We start from the raw sequence: 26,866 nt of genomic DNA on the forward strand, positions 1-26,866 counted from the left end.
GCCTTGCCGCTTCACGGCTGTCTCCTTGAATTGACACTTCTGGCAATCGTAGGTGCGGCCGTGCGAAATGTAAAATAACGCCCGGCTGCCCTTGTCGACTTCGTCACGCAGCGCAGCTGAACCGTGGTCAATCGAAACATGTATCCACAACGCACCGAATCGGACTCGCTCCCTTGCCTGGACGCGGCCTGCGCTGAACACAGCGACCAGGTGGCAAGGCACCTCGCGCAAGCCATTGAACAGGCCGGCGGCTGGCTGTCCTTCGAACGCTGGATGGCCGCGGCCCTCTATGCCCCCGGACTGGGCTACTACGCGGCCGGTGCCCTCAAGCTGGCCTCGCCGCGGGACGCGCAAGGCAGGCAATTGCCGCCCGGCGACTTCGTCACCGCACCGGAACTCACGCCGCTGTTCGCCCACACTTTGGCGCAGCAGGCTGCGCAGATCCTGCGGGACACGGGAACGCATACCGTGCTGGAGTTTGGCGCCGGCAGCGGCGCGCTGGCCGAGGGCGTGATCGAGGAACTCGATCGCCTGGGACTGCAGGTCCAATACCGCATCCTCGAAGTGTCGGCCGACCTGCGCGAGCGCCAGCAGCGGCGCCTGGCCGCCCACGGCGCGCGCGTACAGTGGCTCGACGCGCTGCCCGAACACTTCGAAGGCTGCGTGCTCGCCAACGAGGTGCTCGATGCCATGCCCGTCACGCTGTTTACCTGGGATGCACAGGGGCGCCTGATGCAACGCGGCGTATCGCTGGATGAGGACGGCGGCTTCGTCTGGGCCGACAGGCCCGCCGATGCCGAACTCGCGCAAGCCGTCGCCGCCCGCATGCCGCCCCTGCCCGGCTATGCCTCCGAGATCAACCTGCAGGCCCAAGCCTGGGTACGCGCCCTGGGCCAATGGCTTGCGCGCGGCGCGGCGCTGCTGGTGGACTACGGTTTTCCGCAATCCGAGTACTACCATCCGCAGCGCATGGGCGGCACCCTCATGTGCCACCTGCGCCACCATGCCCACGCCGACCCCTTCGCGGCCCCGGGCCTGCAGGACATTACCGCCCACGTCGATTTCACCGCCATGGCCGACGCGGCACTGGCCAGCGGCCTGGATGTGCTGGGCTATACCTCGCAGGCGCGCTTCCTGATGAACGCAGGCCTGTTGCAGATCCTGGGCCGACAGGACGCCGGCGATGCCCAGGCCTATGCGCGGCTGGCCGCGCCGGTGCAAAAACTGCTGTCCGAAGCCGAGATGGGCGAACTCTTCAAGGTGCTGGCGGTGGGACGCGGCCTCGATACGCCGCTCATGGGTTTCGCGCGCGGCGACCGGCGCAGCGGCCTTTGAATTGCCTACGCGAGCAGCGCCTGCAGCCGCGCCTGGCGCAGTGCCGCCTTGATGCGCGCCGGGTCTGCCGCGCAGGCTTGCGCGATGGCACCGGCGTCGATGCCGCGCACGGCATGCACCCAATGCTGCCAGGCGGTCTGGTCCACCGCCGCGCCGGCCACTGAAGCGGCTCGCAACAGCGCCGTGAAGCGATCCGGCTTACGCAAGGCATCGCACCGTTCGATCAAATCCAGCCGGCCTTGCGCCTCCCCCGCGCGCGGCAAGCCATCGCACAATAGCGGCAGCAGCCTTGCGTGATCGGCGCATTCGGCCGGTACCCGCAAGCGCCTGCCCAATGCCTCGCGCTGCCCGCTCCGGCGGCACAGCAGGGCGTAGCGCACGGGTAAGGACAAGTCCTGCGCCGCGGCGCGATCCACGTCCGCGCCGGCCGGCCCCCAAGCCTGCAGCTCGGGCATCACCCGGGCCAGTGCCTGCGACCCCGCCAGCACGTCCAACATGCGCGACGGCCTGGCCGACATCAATCCGCGCGACATTTCCTTCCACACTCGCTCGGGTACCAGGGCATCGGCCTCACCGGCCTCGACCATGCGCCGGCACAGCCCCATGGTTTCGTCGGCCACCGCAAAGTCGACGAACCGCGCCATGAACCGCGCCAGCCGCAGAATGCGAACCGGGTCTTCGGCAAAGGCCTCGCCCACATGACGAAAAATCCGTGCGCGCACATCGGCCTGCCCGTGCAGCGGATCGATCAATTCTCCGGCGCGCGTGCGCGCCATGGCATTGACGGTGAAGTCGCGGCGGCGCAGGTCCTGCTCGAGCGTGACGTCGGCGCCCGTATAGAAAGTGAAGCCTTGATACCCTCGTCCCGATTTGCGCTCGGTGCGCGCCAGCGCATATTCCTCCTTGGTGGCCGGATGCAGGAACACGGGAAAATCCCCGCCCACCGGCACGAAGCCGCGGCGCACCATGTCCTCGGGCGTCGCACCCACCACCACCCAGTCGCGATCGCCGGCAGGCAGGCCCAGCAAGGCGTCGCGCACGGCCCCACCCACCACATAGGCCTGCAGGCCCGCGGTGGCCGGATCGGGGAAAGCATCGCCGCAGATCATTGCGGGTCTGACTTGGCCAGCACCTGCAGGGGGGCGATCCGGCCCAGGCGCGCCTGGAGCGACTGCGGCCGTCCGGTAAAGAGCAACGCGTAATAGGTGGCGTTGGCCATGACCCTTTGCACGTAGTCGCGCGTTTCGTTGAAAGGAATGGTCTCGGCGAAGATGGCGCCCTCGACCGGATGGGTCAAGGCGGCGCGCCAGTTGCGCGGCCGGCCGGGACCGGCGTTGTAGCCGGCCGAGGCCAGCAGTTCCGAACCATCCAGCTTCTGCAGCACCATGCTCAGGTATTGCGTGCCCAGTTCGGTATTCACATCGAAGTCGTGGACGCTGGAGGGATCGAAATCGGTCATGCCGATCTTCTTGGCTACCCAGCGGGCGGTGGCGGGCATGATCTGCATCAGGCCCGCTGCGCCCACGTGCGAACGCGCGTCCGTCACGAAGCGGGATTCCTGGCGGATCAGGCCATAGACCCAGGCCGGATCCAGCGAAATCGCCAGGGCCTTGGCGGCTACCTTGCTGTCAAAGGGTGCGATATAGCGCTGATTGAAGTCGAATTGGGAGCGGGTCAGGTCGGAGGTGTTGACCACCCGGTCGTAGATGCCTTCGGCGCGCGCCAATTCGGCAGCGGCCAGCAGCTGGCGGTCGTCCATGCCGCGCAGCGCGTAGTTCCATTCCGGCACGGCTTCGCGGCGCCACCCCAGGCGGAACAGCTGCACGGCGCGTATCAGGCCGGGATTGCGGCGCGCCTGGGCCATCTCCTGCGCATTCACCGGGGCCGCCTCGGGGGGCAGGACGATGGCGCGGCCCAAGGCTTCGGTCGCCAGCTGACCGTAGAAATCGAATTTGTCGGCGATGCTGGCATAGGCCTGCCTGGCCGCTTCAGCCTGGCCCAGCGCGGCCAGGCCGCGGGCCCGCCAATACACCCAGTCCGGCTGGGCGCGCTGTTGGGCCGGCATCCGGTTTATGCAGTCGACCACCCACTTCCAATCGATGTCGGGCTCGCGCAAGGCGCTGCGCACGCGCCAGGCCTGGCCGTTTTCGGTCAAGGGCGCATTGCCCAATGCGTGGTACCAGCGGTCGGCACGGTCGTCCTGCGCATAGGCGGCCATCAAGGCATACTGGCTGCGCACCCAGGCCACCTCGTTCTTGGCCATGTACGGCTGCCATTGCGCGCGGAAATACGCATCCGCCGTGTCCAGGTTCTGGCGACCGAGCCGCGCCAGCGCGATCGAGACCAGCGCCTTCTCGTTGCGGCCCACCACCGACTTGCTGCGGTGAGCGAGCCATTTGAGGGGATCCTTGAGCAGCACGTCCAGCGTCCTGGCGTCCCGCGCATCGAAAATATAGCGCGCCAGATGCCTGGCCTCGGGAATGCGGTTTTCCTCGATGGCATCGCGCACCTGCGGCATGATCGGGTCCCAGCCCAGCACGCGGTCGGCCACCAGTTGATCGTACAGCTGCCAGCAGCTGTGCACGGGCCGAAAGATCGCCAGCGCCTGCGCGGCCGTGGCGCGCTGGCCCGTCATATGCTGGGCATCGAGCCGGGCGCAAGCCACGGCCGCACTGGGATGGACCGGCTCGCCCAGACTCATCACCGCCTGGAAATCGCCACGCGCATCCGCATCGAGAATCAGGTCCCCGCGCATGCGGTTGGCCAGATACGTATCGGGATAGGCGCCCATAAAGCGTCGCGCATTGTCAAATGCGTTCGGGTTCGACTGCGGATTGGCCAGGCCGTAAAGCAAAAACCAATATTTGGCATACATGCCCAGCGGATCGCCGCCCGCCTGCGTCGCCGCGGCCTGCAGCAGGCTGGGCCATTGCGGGCTGCCCTTGGCATCGTGCGCGGCCACCAGGGCCTCGCGCGCCGGCGTGTCGGGCGACGGCGGCAAACCCGCCTGCACGGCAGGCGGCTGGATCGCGGCATGAAAGATCCGCGGCGCTCCAAGCGCGGTGCCAGCCGTCGCTGCGGCAGCCGTTGCTGCGCCAGCCGTTGCTGCGGCAGCCGTTGCTGCGGCAGCCGTCGCTGCGGCGGACGCGCTGGCGTGGGCCTGTCCCGGGCCGGCCCGCGCCCCGCTTTGCTGGGCATCGACCGATGCGCAGGAGGAAATGAAAACGGCCAGAAACGGCAGCCAGGGGCGCACATACTTGACTGCCCATGTCGATGAGGCCCGGACCGTCGAAGCGGATTTCTGATACTGTGCCGTTTCGAGATCCTGCTTCATTGCCTTTCCTTGAATAATTCCGCACAGAATACCGCAGCCGAGCTGCGCGCGCGACTCAAAGAAACACGCGCCGCCCTGGACGAATCCGACCGCGACCGCGGCGCGCTGCTGATGCGCGCGCGCCTGTTCAGTTGGTGCAACGCGGCCCGCGACGCACTGGCCCCCTCGGGCCGCGCGCTTTCCCGCGTGGCGGCTTTCTGGCCCCTGGACGATGAACCCGATCTGCGGCCCTTGCTGGAACAATGGTCCGAAAACGGAATGCAGGTCTGCCTGCCCTGCGTGAAGAGTCCTGGCCAGCCTCTGGCGTTTCGCGCGTGGACGCCCGAGGCCCCCATGGCAGTCGGCGCCTACGGCATCGCCGAACCCGCCGAAGGCCCGGAGTGCCTGCCTGACGTGATCCTCGTTCCCACATTGGGCTATACCGACCGCGCCGATCGCCTGGGTTATGGCGGGGGCTACTACGACCGCACGCTGGCCGCGCTGGAGCAGGCCGGCCGCGACTGCATCGCCATCGGCATCGCCTGGACCGAATGCCGCCTGCCCGACGACTACGAGCCGGCCGCGCACGACCGGCGCCTGGACGCCATCCTCACGCCCGACGGCTGGGTGCCGCGCGCGCCGTTGCTGCCGGACTCGGCCGCGCCCAAGTCGCGCATCATGCGCTTCATACTCGGCGGCTGATTCCCTTTTGCACCACTTCGGTGCCATGATGCCTCACCCCGAAGCATCCGCTCCCTTTTTTCATCAATATCCATGCCCAGTTGCCTGGCATGGCGCTTGCTCATAGGTGTAAGCCCTGTTTGACGCACCTACCCGGGCCGCTTCAAGCTGCCTGTAGGGAAGGGTTCCCATGCCGGACTTCTGTTCAATGCTCCCCCAAGGCCTGTTGCGCCCTGGGGCGTCCGGCGGCAAAAAGTGCGCATAGAAGAAGGAGGATCCATGTCTGACGCATTACCCCGTCCCGCGGCCTACAACGAGATGTACGATGCCCAAGGTCAGGTGCGACCGCAGTACAAGGCCTACGCGGCATGGCTGGCGGACCAGCCGTCCGACGCCATGGCGGCCAGGCAGATCGAGGCCGACCTGAGCTTTCGGCGCGTCGGCATCACCTTCTCGGTAGCCGGCGACGCGGCCGGCACCGAACGGCTCATTCCGTTCGATCTCATCCCCCGCGTCATTCCCGCCGACGAGTGGCAACGCCTGGAAGCCGGCCTGAAACAGCGCGTGCGCGCGCTGAACATGTTCATCCACGACATCTATCACGGGCACGACATCGTGCGCGCCGGCATCATTCCCGCCGAGCACGTGTTCCTGAACTCGCAGTACCGCCCCGAGATGCAGGACATCGACGTGGCCGAGAACATCTACAGCCACATCGCCGGGATCGATCTGGTGCGCGCCGGCCAGGGCGAGTTCTACGTGCTCGAAGACAATCTGCGCGTACCCTCGGGCGTGTCCTATATGCTCGAGGACCGCAAGATGTCCATGCGGCTCATGCCCGACGTGTTCTCGAAAATCAAGGTCGCGCCGGTGGCGCACTACCCCGACCTGCTGCTGGACAATCTGCGCGAAGTCGCCCCGCGCAGCATCGAGGACCCCACCGTGGTGGTGATGACGCCGGGCATGTACAACTCGGCCTATTTCGAACACGCTTTCCTGGCCCAGCAGATGGGCGTGGAGCTGGTCGAGGGCCAGGATCTTTTCGTCGAGAACAATACGGTCTACATGCGCACCACGCACGGCCCCAAGCGCGTGGACGTGATCTACCGCCGCATCGACGACGACTTTCTCGACCCCCTGTCCTTTCGCGCCGATTCGGCACTGGGTGTGCCCGGACTCCTGTCGGTCTATCGCGCCGGGCGCGTCACGCTGGCCAACGCCATCGGCACGGGCATCGCCGACGACAAGGCCACGTATCTATACGTGCCCGACATGATCAAGTTCTACCTGTCCGAAGATCCCATCCTGTCCAATGTGCCCACCTGGCAGTGCGCCAGGCCCGCGGAACTCTCGCACGTCCTGGCCAATCTGTCCGAGCTGGTCGTCAAGGAGGTGCACGGCGCCGGAGGCTACGGCATGCTGGTCGGCCCGACCTCGAGCAAGGCGCAGATCGCCGACTTCCGGGAACGCCTGCAGGCCAATCCGACGAACTACATCGCCCAGCCCACGCTGGCCCTTTCCACCGTGCCGACCTTTGTCGAATCGGGCGTGGCGCCGCGCCACGTCGATCTGCGCCCCTACGTGCTGTGCGGCAAGGACATCCGCACCGTGCCCGGCGGCCTGTGCCGCGTGGCGCTGACCGAAGGCTCGCTGGTCGTCAACAGCAGCCAGGGCGGCGGCACCAAGGACACCTGGGTATTGGAGGACTGAATATGAGCCCCACATTCACTACGTTCACTGTCCACCTCGCGGCCCGCATGCCGCTCGGAGACTGATATGCTGAGCCGCACCGCAGACAATCTTTTCTGGATGACCCGCCACATCGAGCGCGCCGACAACACCTCGCGAATGCTCAATGTCAATCTGCAGATGGCGCTGCTGCCGCAGGACGCGCACACGCTGGAAAACTCCTGGCGCGCCGTGCTGCGCATCTGCGAACTGCAAAGCGTCTACGCCGCGCGCCACCCGGCCATCACCCCGCGCGACGTGATGCATTACATGGTGCGCGACGCCCAGAACCCTTCGTCCATCTACTCGTGCCTGCGCGCCGCGCGCGAGAACGCCCGCGCCGTGCGCGGCAGCCTGACCACCGAAGTCTGGGAAACCTACAACAGCACCTGGCTGGGCCTGCTGGGACACTTGGAAAGCGGCCTGCCCGAGCGCAATCCCGTCGAATTTTTCGACTGGGTGAAATTCCGCTCCCACCTGGCGCGCGGCGTCACGCTGGCCACCATGCAGATCGACGAGGAGCTGTACTTCATGCGCCTGGGCCTGAACCTGGAGCGCGCCGACAATACCGCGCGCATGCTCGATGTGAAGTTCCACGAACGCGACGACGACATCCCCGCCGAGCGCGGCATCGACCCCGGCACCTACGGCGAGTTCTACCGCTGGTCGGCGCTGCTGTCCGCGCTGGCGGGCCTGGAAATCTACCGCAAAATCTACCGCGACGTAATCGCGCCCGACCGCGTGGCCGAACTGCTGATCCTGCGCGAGGACATGCCGCGCTCGCTGCTGAACTCGGTGAAGATCCTGTTTCATACCCTGAGCATCGTCGCCGGCGACCGCTCGGCCGAGACCGTGCGGCGCACCGGCATGATGCGCGCCGAGCTCGAATACGGCCGCATCGAAGACATCATGCGCGGCGGCCTGCACCGATTTCTCGAGCGCTTCCTGGCTCGCATCAACGATCTGGGCACCCGCATCGGCCACGACTTCCTGATGTCGGTATCGAACTGAGCCCCCCGAAGGAATCGCCATGAAGCATCTGATCAAGCACGTCACCCGATACCGCTACAGTACGCCGGCCAGCTACACCATCCAGACGCTGCGCCTGACGCCGCGCGCCGACGATCACCAGCGCGCTTTGCGCTGGCAGATCACCGCCCCCGGTCCGCTCACCGAGCAGGTCGACGCCTACGGCAACATCACGCATACGCTCACGCTCACGCAAGCGCACAGCGAAATCGAGATCCGCGCCACCGGCCAGATCGAGATCGATCCGCTCGTGCAGGGCATCGTGCGCGGCGACGAAAGCCGTCTGCCGCTGCAGGCCTATTGCGTGCCCACGCCGCTCACGCAGTGCGACGACAATATCCGCCAGCTCTGGCGCACAGCCGTGCCCGAGGCGATCCGCACGCCGCAGGACCTGCTGGTCCTGGCCAACGCCATCTGCGACCGCGTGACCTACGAGCCCGGCTATACCGATGTCACCACCGCGGCCAGCCAGGTGCTGCAACTGGGCCACGGCGTCTGCCAAGACCATACGCACCTGTTCCTGGCCTGCGTGCGCGGCATGAACATGCCGGCCCGCTATGTCAGCGGCTACCACTATGGCAACGTGGAGGACGACGTGGCGTCCAGCCATGCCTGGGCCGATGTCTGGCTGCCCGAACAGGGCTGGGTCAGCGTGGACATCACCAACCGCATGCTCGCCTCCGACGGCCATTGCCGGCTGGCAGCGGCACGCGACTACGACTCGGCCTCTCCGGTGCGCGGGGTGCGCACCGGCGGCGGCGAAGAGTCCATGTCCATCACCGTGCAAGTGCAACGCGCCAAGCAGCAATAGGAGAATCCCGGTGGCCATACACGTCGCGCTCAAGCACGTCACGCACTACAAGTACGACCGGCCCGTCAATCTGGCGCCGCAGGTCGTGCGGCTTCGGCCCGCGCCGCATTGCCGCACGCCCATCCTCTCGTACTCGCTGCAGATCGAACCGCGCCAGCACTTCATCAACTGGCAGCAAGATCCGTTCGCCAACTATCTGGCGCGTCTGACTTTCCCGGAAAAAACGCGCGAGTTCAATATCACGGTCGATCTGGTCGCCGAGATGGCCGTCTACAACCCCTTCGATTTCTTCCTGGAAGCCTCGGCCGAGCACTATCCTTTCCGGTACGAAAAAGACCTGGCGCGGGAACTGGCGCCCTATCTGGCCAGGCAGCCCATCACGCCGCTGCTGAACCAGTTCCTCGAACGCGTCGACAAGCGCATGCAGCGCACCGTGGACTTCCTGGTCGGCATCAACCAGCTGCTGCACAAGGAAATCCGCTACCTGATCCGCATGGAACCCGGCGTGCAGCCGCCGGAGCAAACCCTGAAGCTGCGCTCGGGCTCCTGCCGCGACTCGGGTTGGCTGCTGGTGCAAGCCCTGCGCCACCTGGGCCTGGCCGCGCGCTTCGTCTCGGGCTATCTTATCCAGCTCACGCCCGACGTCAAAGCGCTGGACGGTCCCAGCGGCACCGAGGTCGACTTCACCGATCTGCACGCCTGGTGCGAAGTCTTCTTGCCTGGCGCGGGGTGGATAGGGCTGGATCCCACGTCGGGACTGCTGGCCGGCGAGGGTCACATCCCGCTGGCGGCCACCCCCGAGCCCGGCAGCGCCGCGCCCGTCACCGGCGCGGTCGATGAATGCGAAGTCGATTTCTCGCACGCCATGGAAGTGACGCGCATCTTCGAGTCGCCGCGCGTCACAAAACCTTATACCAACGAGCAGTGGCATGCCATCGAGGACCTGGGCCACGTCATCGATGAGGACTTGCGCAGCGGCGACGTGCGCCTGACCATGGGCGGGGAGCCGACTTTCGTGGCCACCAGCGACCGCGATGCGCCCGAATGGAACACCGCGGCGCTGGGCCCCACCAAGCGCGGCTATGCCACCGAACTGGTGCTGCGCCTGCGCGAACGCTACGGCGCCAACGGATTCCTGCATTTCGGCCAGGGCAAATGGTATCCGGGCGAGCAACTGCCGCGCTGGGCGCTGTCCATCTACTGGCGCGAAGACGGACACCCCTGCTGGAACAACCCCAGGCTGTTCGCCGACGAACGCCATCCCGGCCACTACACCGATGTCGACGCCAAGGCCTTCATGATGGCGCTATGCGCCCAACTCGGCCTGGATGCGCGCCACATGCAGCCAGGCTACGAGGACGTGTTCTATTACCTGTGGCGCGAGCGGCGCCTGCCGGTGAACGTCGACCCCTTCGATGCGCGCCTGGACGATGAGCTGGAACGCGACCGCCTGCGCAGAGTGTTCGAGCAGAAGCTGGACAAAGTCGTGGGCTATGCCCTGCCCATTGAGCGCGGCCCGGGTCCGGCCCTGGACGGTCCGGCCTGGGTCACCGGCCCCTGGTTCCTGCGCGACGAGCGCATGTACCTGATGCCCGGCGACTCGCCCATGGGCTTTCGGCTGCCGCTGGACTCGCTGCCGTGGGTCGCGCAAACCGAGCGCCCGCTCACCGTCGAGCGCGACCCCTTCGACGCGCGCGCGGACTTGCCCAGCCCGGCACAAGTCCGCGCCCAGCTGCGCGGCGCACAGGCCGGCGCCGCCGCAAACGGAGCGAATGCGCCAGACGCAGGCGGCACCCAAGCCCGCCCCAAGCGCTTCGAATCGGCCGCCTCGATCACCCGCACGGCCATGTGTACCGAGGCGCGCAACGGCAACCTCTATATCTTCATGCCGCCCCTGCAGGATGCGGAAAATTATCTCGAACTGCTCGCCGCCGTGGAAGGCACGGCCGCCCAGCTGGGGGTGCGCATCGTTCTCGAAGGCTATCCGCCCCCGCGCGATACGCGCCTGAAGGTGCTGCAGGTCACGCCCGATCCCGGCGTAATCGAAGTCAACATCCATCCCGCCTCGGACTGGGAAGCGCTGATCGACCATACCGAGTTTCTCTATGAGGCCGCGTTCCAGACGCGCCTGTGTACCGAAAAATTCATGGTCGACGGGCGCCACACCGGCACCGGCGGCGGCAACCATTTCGTGCTGGGCGGCGCCACGCCGGCCGACAGCCCCTTCCTGCGCCGGCCCGACCTCATCGCCAGCTTGCTGGGCTACTGGCTCAACCACCCCTCGCTGTCCTATCTGTTCTCGGGCCTGTTCATCGGCCCCACCAGCCAGGCGCCGCGCCTGGACGAAGCCCGCAACGACCAGGTCTTCGAACTGGACATTGCCTTGCAGGAGATCCGCAAGCAGCTGGCCGCCTATGGCCAGGTGCCGCCCTGGATGATCGACCGGGCGCTGCGCAACATTCTGGTCGACGTCACCGGCAACACGCACCGCGCCGAGTTCTGCATCGACAAGCTCTATTCGCCCGACAGCGGCACCGGCCGCCTGGGCCTGCTGGAATTGCGGGCCTTCGAGATGCCGCCGCACGCGCACATGAGCCTGGCGCAGCAATTGCTGCTGCGCGGCCTGGTGGCGCACTTCTGGAAGCATCCCTATACCGCGCCCATCACCCGATGGGGCACGGTGCTGCACGACCGCTTCCTGCTGCCCACCTTCGTCAAGATGGATTTCGAGGACGTCATCGCCGACTTGAACAAGGCCGGCTATGCCTTCGATGCCGCCTGGTTCGCGCCGCACTTTGAGTTCCGCTTCCCGCTTTATGGCGAGATCGCCGCGCGCGGCATTGGCCTGGAAGTGCGCGGCGCGCTGGAACCCTGGCACGTCATGGGCGAGGAAGGCGCCGTCGGCGGCACGGTGCGCTATGTCGACGCCTCGCTGGAACGCATCGAGGTCAAGGTCTCGGGCCTGAACGACAGCCGCTACGTCGTCACCGTCAACGGCCGCGCGCTGCCGCTGCAGCCCACAGGCCGGGCCGGCGAGTTCGTGGCCGGAGTGCGCTATAAGGCCTGGTCGCCGCCCTCGGCGCTGCATCCGACCATCGGCGCGCACGCGCCCCTCACTCTGGACATCGTCGACACCTGGTCGCACCATTCGCTGGGCGGCTGCCAGTACTTCGTCGACCACCCCGGCGGGCTCAATCCCGACAAGCTGCCGATCAACGCCTACGAGGCCGAAAGCCGCCGCTTGGCGCGATTCCGTAAAATGGGCCACACACCAGGCCGCCTGACCGCGGCCCCCGCCGTACCCGGCCGCGAATTCCCGTTCACGCTGGATTTGCGGCACGACTGATCCCACACCCCGGCGGCATGCCGCCGGGTGTGAACAGCCCCTTCCCCGACTCCATGCCGCAACTGCTTTTCCAGACCGATCCCGCGCGCGACGCCAGCTCACTGGCGCTGCACGCCGCCCTGCCGGTGCGCGCCGGCCACTACGACGAACTGCGCCTGCCCGCCGGCACGACCGGCACCGCGGCCCTGCGGCCGGCCTGGGCCCGCTTCTTCGAACTGCTGGACCCCAAAGGGCTGCGCGAGATGAACCGCAATGCCGAGGCTGTGTCGCGGCAGATCCAGGAAAACGGCATCACCTACAACATCTACGCCGATGCCGACGGCCCCACGCGCCCCTGGTCGCTGGATCTGCTGCCCTTCATCATCGACCAGGACGACTGGCGCCTGATCGAACGCGGCCTGATGCAGCGGGCCAGCCTGCTCAACCAGATCATGGCCGATATTTACGGCCCGCAGACCCTGCTGGCCCAGGGCCTGCTGCCGCCGGCCCTGGTGCAGGGCCACCCCGGCTACCTGCGCCCGCTGCGCGGCTATACCCCGCCCGGCGGGGTGTATCTGCACATCGTGGCCTTCGACCTGGCGCGCAACAGCGACGGCAACTGGCGCGTGGTCTCGCAGCGCACCCAGGCGCCCTCCGGCCTGGGCTATCTGCTCGAGAACCGCATCACCATTTCCAGCATGTTCCCCGAGGCCTTCAAGCAACTGCGCGTGCAGCGCCTGGCGACCAGCTATCGCCGGCTGATCGACATGCTGCACCAGCTAAGCCCGGCCAGCGCCGACGGCGCGCCCCCGCGCATCGCGCTCCTGACCCCCGGCCCCTACAACGAAACCTATTTTGAGCAGAGTTACCTCGCGCGCTATCTGGGCCTGACCCTGGTCGAAGGCAGCGACCTGCTGGTGCGCGACGACCAGCTCTTTCTCAAAACCCTGCACGGCCTGGAGCGCGTGCACGCCCTGCTGCGGCGCCTGGACGACGATTTCTGCGATCCGCTGGAACTGCGCTCGGACTCGGCGCTGGGCATCCCCGGCCTGCTGCAGGCCATGCGCGCCGGCAACGTGCTGGTGGCCAACGCGCTGGGCACGGGGCCGCTGGAATCGCCGGCCCTGCACGGCTTTCTGCCCGCCATCTCCAAGCGCCTGACCGGCACCCCCCTCCTGCTGCCTTCGCTGCATTCGTGGTGGTGCGGCGAGGCCGCCGCCTGCGAGCAGGCGCTGCCCATGCTGGACCGCGCGGTCATCAAGTCCACCTACCCCGGCAGCCGCCAGCGCAAGGGCTTCGAATCGCAGATCGGCGCCGGCGCCGACGAGAAGCAATTGCGGGCATTGCGCGCGCGCATCGAGCAATCGCCCGATGCGCATACCGTGCAAGCCTACCTGCCCCTGTCGCACGCCCCCACCTGGCACAAAAGCCGCATCGTGCCGCGCGCGGCCATGGTGCGGCTGTTCGCCCTGGCCGACGGGCAGGGCGGCTGGCACGTGCTGCCCGGCGGGCTCACACGCATCGCCAACCGCCAGCAGCGCATCGTGTCCATGCAGCGCGGCGGCAGCAGCATGGACACCTGGGTCACCACCGACGGCCCGGTCGACCCGTTCTCAATGCAGCCCGCCTCGATGCGGCCCGAAGACATCGCCCAGGTACGCCGGCCGGTTTCCAGCCGCGCCGCCGAGAACCTGTTCTGGATGGGCCGTTATACCGAACGCATCGAAAACGACGCGCGCCTGGCCAACGCGACGCTCGGCTGGCTCAACGGCGATCTGAACCCCGAACCTCTGTCCGGCGCATTGGCCAGGCTGTGCATGCGCAGCGGCCTGATGCCGGCCGAGCCGCCGCGCTCGATCCGCGTGTTCGAGCACACGCTGGTGGCCGAGCTCGCGTCCCGCGATCCGCAGCGCGGCTTCGGCCGCAACCTGTCCTCGCTTACCCACGCGGCCGGCCAGATCCGCGACCGGCTCTCGCCCGAACACTGGCAACTGATCGTCTCGGCGGGCGACCGCTACCACCGCCTGATCGCAGGCGACCGCTGCGACACGGCCGCCGCACTCGAAGACGCGGACCAGGACGCACCGCCGCGCACCACCGCCGACGTGCAGCGCGGCCTGCGCCGGCTCAACCGCCAGATACTCTCCATCACGGGCGCGCAGACCGACCACATGACACGCGACGACGGCTGGCGCCTGCTCACTATCGGCCGCCACACCGAACGCCTGGCCACCATGGCCGGCATGCTGGCCACCCTGTTCGAGGACAATGCCATCCTGCGCGATGGCGGCTTCAACCTGCTGCTGCAACTGTTCGACAGCTCCATCACCTATCGCGCGTATTACCAGGGCCGGCACGAAGTCCCCGCGCTGCTCAACCTGCTGGCGCTCGATGCCAACAATCCGCGCTCGCCGGCCTGTTCACTGAAAATGCTGCGCAACACGCTGCCGCGCCTGCCCGGCAACAGCGCCGACCTGCCGGGCCTGCTGCCCGAGCCCGATCTGGGCCTGACCTTGTCACGGCTATGCCAGCGCGACGAACACGGCCGCTACGCCCAGGTGCTGGCCCTGGCGAGCCGCCTGGAAGACGCCGCCTCCGTCCTGTCCGACGAAATCAGCCGACGCTACTTCAGCCACTCGGCCGACGTCGACCAAAGCCTGGCCGCCACCTAGGCCCTGCCATGAATACGCCCGCATCCCGCCCCCTGGCCGTGGTCCACGAGACCCGCTACCGATACGACGCACCGGTCGAACTGGCGCATCACCTGAGCTATCTGCGTCCACGCCAAGACCAGGCCCAGACGGTCGAGGTCCACACCCTGGATATCCTCCCGGTGCCCGGCCGCGTGCAGCAAGACCTGGACGCCCAGGGCAACTGGCGCAGCATCTTCGCCCTGTCGGCTCCGCACGAAGAACTGGTCGTGCGCGCATGCAGCCGCGTCCTCGTGCGCGGGCGCCACCGCGACCTGGACCCGGCCGCCGGCCTGTCCTGGGAGGCGGCCACGGCGCGCCTGCGCTACCGTGCCGGCGCGCCCTACGCGCCCGAAGCCGAATACGCGTTCCCCTCGCCCTACGTGCCACTGCACGGCCTGCTGCGCGACTACGCGCTGGAATCGTTCACGCCCGGCCGGCCGGTCGCGCAAGCCGCCATCGATCTGATGCATCGCCTGCACGCCCGCTTCACCTACGCGCCGGCCAGCACGCAGCTCACCACGCCCATGATCGAAGCCTTCGAGGAAAAGCGCGGCGTCTGCCAGGACTACGCCCACGTCATGCTGGGCTGCCTGCGCGCGCTGGGCCTGGCGGCGCGCTATGTCAGCGGCTACCTGCTGTCCAAGCCGCCCGCGGGCCGGCCGCGCCTGATCGGCGCCGATGCCTCGCATGCCTGGCTGGCGGTGCATTGCCCGGGATTGCCGGACAACGGCGGCTGGCTCGACCTGGACCCCACCAACGACCTGATTCCAAGCACCGAGCACGTCATCCTGGCCTACGGGCGCGACTACGGCGACGTGACGCCGCTGCGCGGTGTGATCCGCGGCGGCGGCGGGCACGAGCTGAGCGTGCACGTGACCGTGATGCCCTGGGACGACGCGCCGGCGCAGTTGGGCCTGCCGCAATAGCGCCGCCCCGCACCGGCATCGGGCGCCGGCACGGCGGCACGGCGGCATCACAACAAAACTGTCATATCTGCTACATATCCAGGAATTAGCATCTGCTCCTGGCTGGTTCGATAGCGTCGCACAGCATGCGCAGCACAGCACCCTCCCCTCTCCATCGCAGGATCACACCGACAGGCCACCGCCGCGCGGGCGATCTGTGCGACACCGTGCCAACCATCGATGCGTCGAGCACCAACGAATTGGTCATGGAACTGTTTTCGGCCCATCGCGGCATGATCAGCCTGGCGGTGATCGAAGACCAGCGCCCCATCGGCCTGATCAACCGCAACATCTTCCTGCTGCAGATGAGCAAGCCCTTCCATCGGGAGCTCTACGACAAGAAAAGCTGCATCGCATTCATGGACAAGGAACCGCTCATCGTCGATGAGGACATGGATATCGACACCCTCACCGGCAGGACGATCGAATACGGGGAAAAGGCGCTGACCGACGGTTTCATCGTCACCCGCGAAAACCGCTTCGTCGGCCTGGGCAACGGCCTGAGTCTCATGCGCGCGGTGGCCGGAATACAGGCCGAGAAAAACCGCCAGACCATGCAGAGCATCGAATACGCCAGCGTGATCCAGCGCGCCATGCTGCGCGCGCCGAGCGAAACCCTGGCGGCGGCGGCAAAGGATTGCGCGTTGGCCTGGGAACCGCGCGATGTGGTCGGCGGAGATTTCTATCATTTTTCGGCTCACGAGAACGGCTGGTTCGGCGCCGTGGCCGACTGCACCGGCCACGGCGTGCCCGGCGCCTTCATGACCCTGATCGCATCGTCGGCCTTGATCAAGGCCATCGAGCAGCTCGGCCCGCGCGATCCGGCGGCGCTCCTGGCCGCGGTGAACCGCAGCGTCAAGACGCTGTTGAGCCAGGTGCGCGACAGCGTCAGCACCCCTCAGTCGGACGACGGCCTGGATGCCGCCTTCTTCTGGTTCGACGCGCAACGCCGCGAACTGTGCTTTTCCGGCGCGCGCATCGCCATGCATATCCTCAAGCCGGGCCAGGAGCAGTTCGAAGTCTTGCCGGGCCAGCGCAAGGGCGTGGGCTATATCGACAGCCCTGCCGATCACGTCTGGACGCAAAGCACCACCGCACTGCCCGAGGGCAGCCTGCTCTTCATCACGACCGACGGATTGACGGATCAGATCGGAGGCCCGCGTCAGATCGCCTTTGGCAAGCGCCGCACCGCCGACATCATCCTGGCGCATCGCGCCGATCCCGCCACGCTCATCTGCGAAAAACTCCAGCAGGCGCTGGCGCAATGGCAGAACACAGGCCGAGAACCTCAAAACCGGCGCGACGACCTCACCCTGTTTTTCGCCCGTATTTAGCGCCTGCCGCCACTAACAGGCCCTAGCATTACCGAGGACCATCAAGCATCATGACGAGCCCCCAGCCCATTTTCGGCAAGAACGAAGAATTCTTCACATTGGCCCAGCGCCGCAATGTGCTCTTCTATCACAAGGGATATTTCTCGCACAATATCATCGCGGCCATGGCCGAGGTGGTAAGGCTGCAGCTCGAAGTCACCGGCATTGCCGGGCCGACGCGCCGCAGGCTCTTTTCGTCCTTCGTCGAACTGGCGCAGAACATCATGCATTATTCGTCCGATGCCCTGCCGCCGGAGGGCACCGCCCCAGGCATCGCGCGCGCGGGCACCGTATGCATCAGCGTCGAGAACGGACATTACCTGATGCTGTGCATCAACCCCATGGCGACGGCCAGCGTGGAGGCGCTGCACGACAAGCTCGAACCCCTGCGCAGCATGACGCTGGACCAGATCAAGCAGGCCTACAAGGTATCCTTGCGCGAAGAAGCACCGGAAAGCAGCAAAGGCGCCGGGCTGGGCTTTCTCACCATGGCGCGCGACGCGAGCGCGCCACTGGAATTCGCTTTCCGCCCGCTGGACGACGACCCAGACACGACGCTTTTCCACCTGAAAGCCATTATCTAGGCAGTTATACGCGCATGGAAAACCTCTACATCGCCGCTACGGCAACGTCACCCGAAATCGATTTTCGATTCGACCAGAACCAGCTTTCGATCACCGGCGAATCCTATCCGGAAAACTCCGCGGCGTTCTATGCGCCGATCATCCAATCCTTGAATGCCTACCTGGCCCTGCGCGAGAACGCCGAAATCGTCGTGAATGTCGCGCTGTCGTATTTCAACAGCTCCAGCACCAAGATGCTGTTCAGCATCTTCGAGGCGCTGGACCTGGCCGCACAGGCCGGCAACACGGTGCTGCTCAACTGGTACCACGACGACGAGGACGAGACGATCCTGGAGTTCGGCCAGGAGCTGCAGGCCGACTTCACCGCGATCGAAATCAGCTATTGCCCCGTTTCCGCGCAATAATCATCCATGACATCCAGCGCCTCTTCAAACCTCTCGGCAGGAAATCCGCCGGATCTCTTCGAAAGCGAGATGCAGGTGCTGCGCAAGGCCCGCGAAATCCACGACGCGTCCGATGCCGGCGAACAGATCTACCGGCAGGCGCTGGGCGAACTGATCGGACATTTCGAGCGCATGATGCGCCAGACGCGGCGCATGATCGGCCACAGCGACCGCGCCGAGCGCGAGATGCACGAGCTCAACATCCAGCTGCAGACGCTCACCCAAAAGCTCGAATACCACGCCTCCCACGACGCTTTGACGGGCATTTTCAACCGCCGGGCGGTCATCGAGCAGACCAACAAGGTCTTTTCCCTGGAAAGCGCCGTCATGATCGTGCTGGACATCGACCATTTCAAGCGCATCAACGACGAGTTCGGCCATCCCGTGGGCGACAGGGTCATTCTGGGCGTCACCGAGTGCCTGCGCGGCACGATAGGCGAGACGGGCATCGTCGGCCGCGTGGGTGGGGAAGAATTCACCGTTCTGCTGCCACGCGTGCCCGCCGAAGACGCGCTGGGCATCGCGCAGACGCTGCGCACGGCCATCACCGGCCACGCATTCGGCGCGCCGGTCGAGCGCCCCGTTACCGCCAGTTTCGGCCTGAGCGCCAATCCCCGCGGCACCGACTTCGACACGGCTTACAACCAGGCCGACGCCGCCCTGTATGCCGCCAAGCGGGCTGGGCGCAACCGCGTCGAAATCTTCGACCCTAGGCTCCAGACATTGGCCTGAGCGCAGCGGTCAGCAAGCCGGGCGCGCTTGAAGCCTTGCCGGTCAGCGCCTTCCAGATACCCAGCGCGGCATCGGCCTGGTTCAAGGTATAGAAATGCACGCCCGGCGCGCCGCCGTCGAGCAGGCGCGCGCACAAGCTCGTCACCACATCGTGGCCAAAGGCGCGGATGGACGCCTTATCGTCGCCGAACTCGGCCAGGCGCAGGCGTATCCAGCGCGGCACTTCCGCGCCGCAAGCGTCGGAGAAACGCAGCAGCTGGCTGGAGTTGGTGATGGGCATGATGCCCGGCACGATGGGCGCGCTCACGCCGGCGGCCTGCGCGCGCTCGACGAAATTGAAATAGGCGTCGGCATTGAAGAAATACTGCGTGATGGCCGAGTCGGCGCCCGCCTGGATCTTGGCGGCAAAGTGCCTCAGATCGCTCGCGGCATCCCGCGCTTGCGGATGCATTTCGGGATAGGCCGCCACTTCGATATGGAACCAATCGCCGGTTTGTTCGCGGATGAAGGCCACCAGGTCGCTGGCATGACGCAGGTCGCCGCCGTCGCCGCCCATGCCCGAAGGCAGATCGCCGCGCAGCGCCACCAGGCGCTTGATGCCCTCGGACTTGTAGGCCTGCAGGATCTCGCTGAGCCGGGCGCGCGTGGAACCGATGCACGACAAATGCGGGGCCGCGTCGCAGCCCAGCGCCCGCAGCGCGCGCACGGCCTCGACCGTGCCGGCCTGGGTCGAACCGCCCGCGCCGAAGGTAACGCTGACGTACTTGGGCTGTACCGCCAGCAGCCGCTTCGCGGTCTCGACCAGGCGTTCGTGCCCGGCCGGGTCGCGCGGCGGAAAGAATTCAAGGCTGTAGGCAGGATTCGTATCGGTCATGATGGCCGTCAGGGAATGATGCGGGACAGGAGGCCCGAAATAATGCTGTAGAGAAAGGCGCCGCCCACGGCCCACCAGAAGCCGCTGACCTGAAAGCCGCGCAAGATGGAGCCGGCGAGCCAGAACAGCAAGGCATTGAGCACGATCAGAAACAGGCCGAGCGTGACGATAGTGATGGGCAGGGTGAGCAGCACCAGAACCGGCTTGACCAGCATGTTGAGCAGGCCCAGCACGAGCGCCGCGATCAACGCCGAGCCGAAGCTGGCGACGGCAATGCCGGGCAATATGTAGGCCACGACCAGCAGGGCCACGGCGTTCAGTATCCAGACCAGGATCAAATTCATAACGATGCTCCTTCAGGGTTCTTGATTGAATGACAAGGCTGCGTCAAAAAAACAAGCTTCTTGAGGCGCCGAGGCTGCCCTGCGCAATTCCGATGCGCGCCGCTGGCAGCGGATGCGTTCGCACGCCCCACGCTTGGGATTGCTCCGGGATCCCCGGCTTGCGAAGCGGCATGCCATGCACACCGCCCCGCCTGCATCAATAACGGTAGTGATCGGCCTTGAACGGACCTTGCACCGGCACGCCGATGTAGTCGGCCTGCTGCGGGGTCAGTGTCGTCAGCTTCACGCCCAACTTCTTCAAATGCAGCATCGCAACCTTCTCGTCCAGGTGCTTGGGCAGCACATAGACCTGGCCCTTGGCATAGGCCTCGTTGCGCGTGAACAGCTCGATCTGCGCGATGGTCTGGTTGGCGAAGGAGGAGGACATCACGAACGAAGGATGGCCCGTGGCGCAGCCCAGGTTCACCAGGCGGCCCTTGGCCAGCAGGATGATGCGCTTGCCGTCCGGGAAGATCACGTGGTCGACCTGCGGCTTGATCTCTTCCCACTTGAGGTCTTCGATCGAGGCGACGTCGATTTCGTTGTCGAAGTGACCGATATTGCACACGATGGCCTGGTCCTTCATGGCGTCCATGTGCTTGCGGGTGATGACGTTGTAGTTGCCGGTGGCCGAGACGAAGATGTCGGCGTGCGCGGCCGCCTCGTCCATGGTCACGACCTTGTAGCCTTCCATCGAGGCCTGCAGGGCGCAGATCGGATCGATCTCGGTCACCCACACCTGCGCGCGCAGCGCGGCCAGGGCCTGGGCACAGCCCTTGCCCACGTCGCCGAAACCCGCCACCACGGCGATCTTGCCGGCGATCATCACGTCGGTGGCGCGCTTGATGCCGTCCACCAGCGATTCGCGGCAGCCGTACAGGTTGTCGAACTTGGACTTGGTCACCGAGTCATTGACGTTGATGGCCGCGAAGGCCAGGTCGCCCTTCTGCGACATCTGGTAGAGGCGATGCACGCCGGTGGTGGTCTCTTCGGTCACGCCCTTGATCTGCGACAGGCGGGTGGAATACCACTTCGGATCGCGCTCGAGCGTCTTCTTGATGGCCGCGAACAGCACGCGTTCTTCTTCGCTGCCGGGGTTGGCCAGCACCGAGGCGTCCTGCTCGGCCTTGGTGCCCAGGTGCAGCAGCAGCGTCGCGTCGCCGCCGTCGTCCAGGATCATGTTGGCTTGCTCGCCGGGCCATTCGAAGATTTTGTGGGTGTATTCCCAATACTGTTCCAGCGTCTCGCCCTTGACGGCGAACACCGGCGTGCCGGTGGCGGCGATGGCCGCGGCGGCATGGTCCTGCGTCGAGAAGATGTTGCACGACGCCCAGCGCACTTCGGCGCCCAGAGCCACCAGCGTCTCGATCAGCACGCCGGTCTGGATGGTCATGTGCAGGCTGCCGGCGACGCGCGCGCCCTTCAGGGGCTGCTTGGGTCCGAACTCTTCGCGGATGGCCATCAAGCCGGGCATCTCGGTTTCGGCGATGGCCAGTTCTTTGCGGCCCCAATCGGCTAGCGCCATGTCGGCAACAAGGTAGTCGATGGATTTGGTCATGGTTTCGTGCTCCGGTAAAGATTAGTCGACACTCGGCGTCGCGCCGGCGGCATAGGAGGCACACACATGTACAGGCCCACCTTTACGCCAATGCGACAAAGGTGAGCGCCGTTGCTGAAACGCGGCAGACGCCACGTTCCAAAGAGACTTCCTGAGCCTGGCGGTCCCGGAACGGATCGAGCCGTCGGTGGGAAACGTTGCAGCGCTCCTCAGGATTTAAAGATTGTACTGGGGGATTCGGACAGCGCAAAACTGGGGTCGATTGCCGTATACACGGACCCCAAGCTCAGACAAAATCTTGCAAACTGCTTTCACATGTGAGATTTTTATGCGAAACCAGGCAAAGACGACCCCCACGCTGTTCCGGCAAATGAAAAGCCCAGCGGGGTCGCCGCTGGGCTGGATACAGGTTATTCACCTTTATTGTAGCAACGGCTCTCACCCCGGATAGCTACAGTGGGGTCGATTATGGAGGAGGAATAAATGGCTGACAAGCCTTGGACAATAAATCTCGGGCCACTGACCTTCGGATTCGACATCGGCGTCGCTTCGGTCGGCTGGTGCGTCCTCGGGACGAGCCGAATCATCGACCTAGGCGTACGCTGTTTCGACAAAGCGGAAACTGCCGACAGAGGCGAATCTCTCAATCTTGCCCGTCGTACCGCGCGGCTGATGCGCCGGCGCTTGCGCCGACGCGCATGGCGCCTGACCAAGCTCGTCCGCCTCTTGAACCAGGCAGGGCTAATCGACGATACCCAGGCATTGCAACGCCCCGCGGAAACCTCCCCATGGCAGTTGCGCGTGGAGGGTCTCGACCGAAAGCTTGATCCGAATGAATGGGCGCGTGTGCTGTACCACCTTTGCAAACACCGTGGATTTCACTGGATCAGCAAAGCGGAGCAAAAGAAAGCAGAGTCGGACAGCGCCGAAGGTGGCCGAGTCAAGCAAGGCCTCGCCGATACCAAGCACCGCATGTCTGAAAAGAACTATCGCAGCGCAGCCGAAATGGTGCTGACCGAATTCCCCGAAGCGCAGCGCAATAAGCAGGGCGAATACAACAAGGCGTTATCCCGATTGCTGCTCGGAGATGAGCTTATCTTGCTTTTCGAGCGCCAGCGTGAATACGGCAATCCACATGCGACGCCGGACCTCGAAGCGCGCATCGCTGGCAATGGCGACCGCAAGAGCGGCTTGTTCTGGGAACAAAAACCGCCCCTATCCGGCAACGACCTGCTCAAAATGCTGGGGCACTGCACCTTCGAAAAATCCGAATACCGCGCCCCCAAGGCCAGCTACGCGGCAGAACGCCATGTCTGGCTGACACGGCTGAACAATCTGCGCATCATCATCGATGGCAACGCACGCCCTCTGAATGAAGCGGAAAGACAAGCCGCGTTGCCCCTGCCTTATAAACAAGTTGGCGATTTTACGTACAAGCAGTTGAAGTCCGCTTTGATCAAGCACGGGCTGATTCCAGACGACACGAAGTTCGCCGGCCTGTCCTATCCCATACAACAAGGCGAAAGCAAAACAAAAGACCCTGAATCCGAACGCCTAATCAGGCTTCCCGCTTGGCAAGAGCTGCGCAAGGTCCTCAAAGACGCAGCGCTGGAAACCGAGTGGCAAAGCATTGCCAGTCAACCAGACCTGCTCGATCAGATTGCCTGGACGCTCAGCGTATTCAAAGACGGTGATGAGGTGGAGCGAGAGTTACGCAAACTGCCCTTACCCGGCGCAGAGCGCATGATCGAAGCATTGAGTGGAATCAGCTTCGACAAATTCCACAACCTGTCGTTCAAGGCCTTGCGCAAGATCGTTCCGCATATGGAAGCAGGTTTGCGTTACGACGAAGCCTGCGTACAGGCTGGCTACCACCATAGTCAACTGTTCAAGACCGGGGAAGGTCAAAATAAATTCCTGCCGCCGTTTTACTCGGGACGCGATAAAGACGGCCGCATGGTATTCGACGATAAGGAAGACATTCCGCGCAACCCCGTCGTGCTGCGCTCGCTCAATCAGGCCCGCAAGGTCCTGAATGCATTGGTACGGAAATACGGCTCTCCCTCCGCCGTGCATATCGAAATGGCACGAGATCTATCGCGTCCGATGGATGAACGCAGCAAAGTCAAGAAAGCCCAGGACGAATTCCGGGAACGCAACGAAAAAGACAAGCTTCGTTTCGCGGAAGACTTCAAAATTCCCGCCAAAGGCCGCGAATTCGAGAAATATCAACTGTATCGCGAGCAGCACGGGAAGTGCGCTTACTCTCTGGAGGCACTGGATCTCGATTCGGTCTTGCAAGAACCCGGATACGCCGAAGTCGATCATGTGCTGCCCTACTCCCGTAGTTATGACGACAGCAAAAACAACAAAGTGCTGGTGCTCAGCAGGGAAAACCGCAATAAAGGCAACCGTACTCCCTACGAATATCTGGACGGAGAAAACGACAGCGCGCGCTGGCACACTTTCGTCGCCTACGTTGAAGGCAACAAGTCCTACCGCCTCGCCAAGCGCAGCCGCCTGCTGCGCAAAAATTTCGGCAAGGAAGAATCCCGAGATTTCATGGAGCGCAATCTCAACGACACGCGCTACATATGCAAATTCTTCAAGAACTATGTCGAACGCCACTTGCAACTGGCCGAGGGCGGGGATAAGCGCTGCGTCGTACTCAGTGGTCAGTTGACATCATTCCTGCGCACACGCTGGGGACTGATCAAAGTGCGCAGCGACAGCGACCGCCATCACGCACTCGATGCTGCCGTCATTGCGGCTTGCGGACATGGTCTCGTCAAACGCCTGTCCGATTATTCACGCCGCAAAGAACTGGAACAGGCCGGCAATGTCATCGACATAGAAACTGGAGAAATCCGCGATTCGGTTCTTTTAGCAAAACTTCAACAGCACTTCCCGAAGCCTTGGGAATTCTTCCGCGAAGAATTGCTGATCCGCTTAAACCAGGACAATCTGACTTTGCTCAGAGACGAAGCCGAGCGCCTCGCTTATCCGAGAGAAGCGCGGGACGCCTTGCGCCCCTTGTTTGTTTCCCGTGCCCCGCAGCGCCGCAATAGCGGAGCGGCGCACAAAGACACCATCTACCGAAAAGCGCCAACGAAAGACGCCCCTCAGCGCGTTACCGAAAAGGTCAAACTTTCTGACCTGACTCTCAAGGACATGGAGAAGCTGAGCGATCCGCATCGTAATGAAAAATTGTATGCCGCCATCCGTGCTCGTCTTGAAGCACATGGCGGCAAAGGCGAAAAAGCTTTTCCGCCGAACAACCCCTTGTACAAGCCAGACCGTGAAGGCAATCCGACTGGCCCCATAGTGCGCACCGTAACGATGGTGAACGAGAAACTATCAGGAATTCCGATTCGCGGTGGAGTTGCCAAGAACGATACGATGTTGCGCGTGGATTTTTTCAGGCACAAGAAGGATGGGAAATACCATTTGGTGCCTGTTTATGTGCATCATGTGGTCGCGAAGGAATTGCCGAATCGAGCGATTGTTGCTTACAAGGATGAAGGCGAATGGACACCCATCGATGAGCAAAATTTTGATTTCGAGTTTTCCTTACATCCTAACGATTTCCTCCGCGTGTCTCTAAAAAATGAGACCCAACAGGGTTATTTCGCCGGCTGTGATCGCTCGACAGGCGCTATAGGTCTATGGGCACATGATCGCAACGTCGCAATAGGAAAAGATGGTTTGATCCGAGGTGTCGGCGTAAAAACGGCATTGCATGTAGAAAAATTCCACATCGACATTCTGGGCAATATCTACCCCGCCCCACCGGAGAAACGCCGTGGTCTGGCGTAGTGTAATGATCTCCCGCCCAGCCAAACTGCGGCGGGAACATTACTCGCTTGCCATCGAGCAGGAAGAAACCGCCTTCGTGCCTTTCGAGGACATCGCCGTCATTGTCCTCAATCATCGCGAAATCACGCTTACCCACCCGGTTCTGTCAGCCTGCGCCGAATACGGTATCGGACTCTACGCAACCGGCAGTAATCACCAGCCATCCGGCGTTTTCCTGCCTTTCCTGTCGCACTCGCGCACCACGCGGATGATGCGCAAGCAACTCGATATCGCGCGCCCGATAGCCAAGCAGGCTTGGGCATCCGTTGTTCACAGCAAGATCGAGAATCAAGCGATTTGTTTGAAGCTTTGCGGCAAAGAGGGTGTAGAGCGCATGGAGTCCTATGCCAGGCGCATACGTTCTGGCGATCCAGACAATCTGGAAGGACAAGCGGCCGCGTTCTATTTCCCGCAACTCTTCGGGGCCGGCTTTCACCGCGCCGCGGAACAATGGATCAACTCGGCGCTGGACTATGGATATGCGGTACTGCGAGGCGCCATAACACGAGGGCTAGTGGCTCATGGCCTGCACCCCACCATCGGCTTGTTTCACGCCAGCGAGCAAAACGCCTTCAACCTCGCTGATGATCTTATCGAACCCTTTCGTCCCCTTGTCGATCTCCATGTGGCCAAACGACATACCGCAGCCGAAGGGGAATTGAGCACGGAGGATAAGCAGGCGCTCGTCGCGCTGCTCAACATTGACGTGGGCATGCCACAAGGAAAGATGTCCGTGCTTTCTGCGGTGGAATACGCAGCGGAGAGCCTCGTCAGAACCTACGAAACAGAGCAGGCCACCTTGGAATTGCCCACCTTGATCGGATTGCAGCCTCACCAGCTGGAATACTGATATGGGAATCGAGACGAGGCGCTACATGCGATTGATCGTCTTCTTCGATTTGCCGATGGTCACCAAGGACGAGAAACGCGCCTATGTTCAATTTCGCCGGTTTCTGCTCAACGACGGCTACGACATGATCCAATGGTCTGTCTATGGGCGCATACTCAATGGCAAAGACGCAGAAACCAAGCACCTGGCACGGCTGGCAGACAGCCTGCCTCCCGCAGGCTCCGTACGCTGCATGACCGAGAGGTGGCCTCGTTTGTTTGGACAGTATTGTGAGATTTATAAGTGGAACGCCCGAGGCAGTCATGCTGCCGATTTAATCGCTGGCAGCGTCGCG

The 26,866-nt window shown here is 64.2% G+C and carries 20 protein-coding genes and 1 riboswitch; of the genes, 15 read left to right on the forward strand and 5 right to left on the reverse strand.

Annotated elements, in window-relative coordinates:
• The first annotated feature begins 138 nt into the window (after positions 1 to 138).
• Positions 139 to 1,335 (forward strand): class I SAM-dependent methyltransferase, encoded by a 1,197-nt coding sequence (locus H143_RS0105300; protein WP_019937196.1) that lies wholly within the window; start codon positions 139 to 141, stop codon positions 1,333 to 1,335.
• Positions 1,336 to 1,340: 5 nt separating this feature from the next.
• Here the strand turns inward: H143_RS0105300 and H143_RS0105305 are convergent, their stop codons facing one another.
• On the reverse strand, positions 1,341 to 2,444 hold the full coding sequence (locus H143_RS0105305; RefSeq protein ID WP_019937197.1) for a hypothetical protein: 1,104 nt from the start codon (positions 2,442 to 2,444) through the stop codon (positions 1,341 to 1,343).
• On the reverse strand, positions 2,441 to 4,669 hold the full coding sequence (locus H143_RS0105310; protein WP_019937198.1) for a lytic transglycosylase domain-containing protein: 2,229 nt from the start codon (positions 4,667 to 4,669) through the stop codon (positions 2,441 to 2,443). The genes H143_RS0105305 and H143_RS0105310 overlap by 4 nt, the downstream gene beginning before the upstream one ends.
• Positions 4,670 to 4,678: 9 nt before the next feature.
• Between H143_RS0105310 and H143_RS0105315 the strand changes: the two genes are divergently transcribed.
• The 11 genes from H143_RS0105315 to H143_RS0105365 all read left to right on the forward strand — a co-directional run bounded on the left by H143_RS0105315 (position 4,679) and on the right by H143_RS0105365 (position 19,012).
• On the forward strand, positions 4,679 to 5,350 hold the full coding sequence (locus H143_RS0105315) for a 5-formyltetrahydrofolate cyclo-ligase (RefSeq protein WP_019937199.1): 672 nt from the start codon (positions 4,679 to 4,681) through the stop codon (positions 5,348 to 5,350).
• 258 nt (positions 5,351 to 5,608) lie between these two features.
• Positions 5,609 to 7,039, forward strand: a complete 1,431-nt coding sequence (locus tag H143_RS0105320; protein WP_026349750.1) for a circularly permuted type 2 ATP-grasp protein — start codon at positions 5,609 to 5,611, stop codon at positions 7,037 to 7,039.
• A gap of 66 nt (positions 7,040 to 7,105) precedes the next feature.
• Positions 7,106 to 8,068, forward strand: coding sequence for an alpha-E domain-containing protein (locus H143_RS0105325; protein ID WP_019937201.1), 963 nt, complete (start codon positions 7,106 to 7,108; stop codon positions 8,066 to 8,068).
• A 19-nt stretch (positions 8,069 to 8,087) separates the two neighbouring features.
• Positions 8,088 to 8,897 carry a transglutaminase family protein gene (locus H143_RS0105330; protein ID WP_019937202.1) on the forward strand — a complete coding sequence of 270 codons (810 nt, stop codon included), beginning with the start codon at positions 8,088 to 8,090 and terminating at the stop codon, positions 8,895 to 8,897.
• 10 nt (positions 8,898 to 8,907) lie between these two features.
• Positions 8,908 to 12,243: a DUF2126 domain-containing protein gene (locus H143_RS0105335; RefSeq protein ID WP_019937203.1), complete on the forward strand. Its 3,336-nt coding sequence runs from the start codon at positions 8,908 to 8,910 to the stop codon at positions 12,241 to 12,243.
• A gap of 17 nt (positions 12,244 to 12,260) precedes the next feature.
• The gene (locus tag H143_RS0105340) at positions 12,261 to 14,894 is read left to right on the forward strand and encodes a circularly permuted type 2 ATP-grasp protein (RefSeq protein ID WP_019937204.1); all 2,634 of its coding nucleotides are present in this window, start codon (positions 12,261 to 12,263) and stop codon (positions 14,892 to 14,894) included.
• Positions 14,895 to 14,902: 8 nt separating this feature from the next.
• Positions 14,903 to 15,841 (forward strand): transglutaminase family protein, encoded by a 939-nt coding sequence (locus tag H143_RS20010; RefSeq protein ID WP_019937205.1) that lies wholly within the window; start codon positions 14,903 to 14,905, stop codon positions 15,839 to 15,841.
• A gap of 245 nt (positions 15,842 to 16,086) precedes the next feature.
• Positions 16,087 to 17,214, forward strand: coding sequence for a SpoIIE family protein phosphatase (locus H143_RS0105350; RefSeq protein ID WP_019937206.1), 1,128 nt, complete (start codon positions 16,087 to 16,089; stop codon positions 17,212 to 17,214).
• A 50-nt stretch (positions 17,215 to 17,264) separates the two neighbouring features.
• Positions 17,265 to 17,837 carry a SiaB family protein kinase gene (locus H143_RS0105355; protein WP_019937207.1) on the forward strand — a complete coding sequence of 191 codons (573 nt, stop codon included), beginning with the start codon at positions 17,265 to 17,267 and terminating at the stop codon, positions 17,835 to 17,837.
• A 14-nt stretch (positions 17,838 to 17,851) separates the two neighbouring features.
• Positions 17,852 to 18,241, forward strand: a complete 390-nt coding sequence (locus H143_RS0105360; RefSeq protein ID WP_019937208.1) for a DUF1987 domain-containing protein — start codon at positions 17,852 to 17,854, stop codon at positions 18,239 to 18,241.
• 6 nt (positions 18,242 to 18,247) lie between these two features.
• Complete coding sequence (locus H143_RS0105365; RefSeq protein WP_026349752.1) at positions 18,248 to 19,012, forward strand: GGDEF domain-containing protein; 765 nt, start codon at positions 18,248 to 18,250, stop codon at positions 19,010 to 19,012.
• On the opposite strand, the gene metF is transcribed toward H143_RS0105365, so the two are convergent.
• From metF to ahcY, 3 genes are all read right to left on the reverse strand, one after another.
• Positions 18,990 to 19,886: a methylenetetrahydrofolate reductase [NAD(P)H] gene (metF, locus tag H143_RS0105370; RefSeq protein ID WP_019937210.1), complete on the reverse strand. Its 897-nt coding sequence runs from the start codon at positions 19,884 to 19,886 to the stop codon at positions 18,990 to 18,992. The two genes, H143_RS0105365 and metF, sit on opposite strands and share 23 nt — an antisense overlap.
• An 8-nt stretch (positions 19,887 to 19,894) precedes the next feature.
• Complete coding sequence (locus H143_RS0105375) at positions 19,895 to 20,230, reverse strand: phage holin family protein (RefSeq protein WP_019937211.1); 336 nt, start codon at positions 20,228 to 20,230, stop codon at positions 19,895 to 19,897.
• Positions 20,231 to 20,426: 196 nt separating this feature from the next.
• Positions 20,427 to 21,827, reverse strand: coding sequence for an adenosylhomocysteinase (gene ahcY / locus H143_RS0105380; RefSeq protein ID WP_019937212.1), 1,401 nt, complete (start codon positions 21,825 to 21,827; stop codon positions 20,427 to 20,429).
• Between the two features lie 96 nt (positions 21,828 to 21,923).
• A riboswitch (S-adenosyl-L-homocysteine riboswitch) is annotated at positions 21,924 to 22,044 on the reverse strand.
• Between the two features lie 266 nt (positions 22,045 to 22,310).
• Between ahcY and cas9 the strand changes: the two genes are divergently transcribed.
• The 3 genes from cas9 to cas2 all read left to right on the forward strand — a co-directional run.
• Positions 22,311 to 25,643, forward strand: a complete 3,333-nt coding sequence (cas9, locus tag H143_RS0105385; RefSeq protein WP_019937213.1) for a type II CRISPR RNA-guided endonuclease Cas9 — start codon at positions 22,311 to 22,313, stop codon at positions 25,641 to 25,643.
• 4 nt (positions 25,644 to 25,647) lie between these two features.
• Complete coding sequence (gene cas1 / locus H143_RS0105390) at positions 25,648 to 26,532, forward strand: type II CRISPR-associated endonuclease Cas1 (RefSeq protein WP_019937214.1); 885 nt, start codon at positions 25,648 to 25,650, stop codon at positions 26,530 to 26,532.
• A gap of 25 nt (positions 26,533 to 26,557) precedes the next feature.
• Positions 26,558 to 26,866, forward strand: a 309-nt coding sequence (gene cas2 / locus H143_RS20015; RefSeq protein WP_081627005.1) for a CRISPR-associated endonuclease Cas2, incomplete at its 3' end; no start/stop codon positions are given.

Source organism: Bordetella sp. FB-8 (assembly GCF_000382185.1).
Lineage (GTDB): Bacteria > Pseudomonadota > Gammaproteobacteria > Burkholderiales > Burkholderiaceae_B > Bordetella.

Coding starts and splice junctions, on each gene's coding strand:
- H143_RS0105310 (WP_019937198.1), bottom strand. CDS start 4,669: ATGAAGCAGGATCTCGAAACGGCACAGTATCAGAAATCCGCTTCGACG.
- H143_RS0105305 (WP_019937197.1), bottom strand. CDS start 2,444: ATGATCTGCGGCGATGCTTTCCCCGATCCGGCCACCGCGGGCCTGCAG.
- H143_RS0105365 (WP_026349752.1), top strand. CDS start 18,248: ATGACATCCAGCGCCTCTTCAAACCTCTCGGCAGGAAATCCGCCGGAT.
- cas9 (WP_019937213.1), top strand. CDS start 22,311: ATGGCTGACAAGCCTTGGACAATAAATCTCGGGCCACTGACCTTCGGA.
- H143_RS20010 (WP_019937205.1), top strand. CDS start 14,903: ATGAATACGCCCGCATCCCGCCCCCTGGCCGTGGTCCACGAGACCCGC.
- ahcY (WP_019937212.1), bottom strand. CDS start 21,827: ATGACCAAATCCATCGACTACCTTGTTGCCGACATGGCGCTAGCCGAT.
- metF (WP_019937210.1), bottom strand. CDS start 19,886: ATGACCGATACGAATCCTGCCTACAGCCTTGAATTCTTTCCGCCGCGC.
- H143_RS0105325 (WP_019937201.1), top strand. CDS start 7,106: ATGCTGAGCCGCACCGCAGACAATCTTTTCTGGATGACCCGCCACATC.
- H143_RS0105355 (WP_019937207.1), top strand. CDS start 17,265: ATGACGAGCCCCCAGCCCATTTTCGGCAAGAACGAAGAATTCTTCACA.
- H143_RS0105360 (WP_019937208.1), top strand. CDS start 17,852: ATGGAAAACCTCTACATCGCCGCTACGGCAACGTCACCCGAAATCGAT.
- cas1 (WP_019937214.1), top strand. CDS start 25,648: ATGATCTCCCGCCCAGCCAAACTGCGGCGGGAACATTACTCGCTTGCC.
- H143_RS0105330 (WP_019937202.1), top strand. CDS start 8,088: ATGAAGCATCTGATCAAGCACGTCACCCGATACCGCTACAGTACGCCG.
- H143_RS0105300 (WP_019937196.1), top strand. CDS start 139: ATGTATCCACAACGCACCGAATCGGACTCGCTCCCTTGCCTGGACGCG.
- H143_RS0105340 (WP_019937204.1), top strand. CDS start 12,261: ATGCCGCCGGGTGTGAACAGCCCCTTCCCCGACTCCATGCCGCAACTG.
- H143_RS0105320 (WP_026349750.1), top strand. CDS start 5,609: ATGTCTGACGCATTACCCCGTCCCGCGGCCTACAACGAGATGTACGAT.
- H143_RS0105375 (WP_019937211.1), bottom strand. CDS start 20,230: ATGAATTTGATCCTGGTCTGGATACTGAACGCCGTGGCCCTGCTGGTC.
- H143_RS0105350 (WP_019937206.1), top strand. CDS start 16,087: ATGGAACTGTTTTCGGCCCATCGCGGCATGATCAGCCTGGCGGTGATC.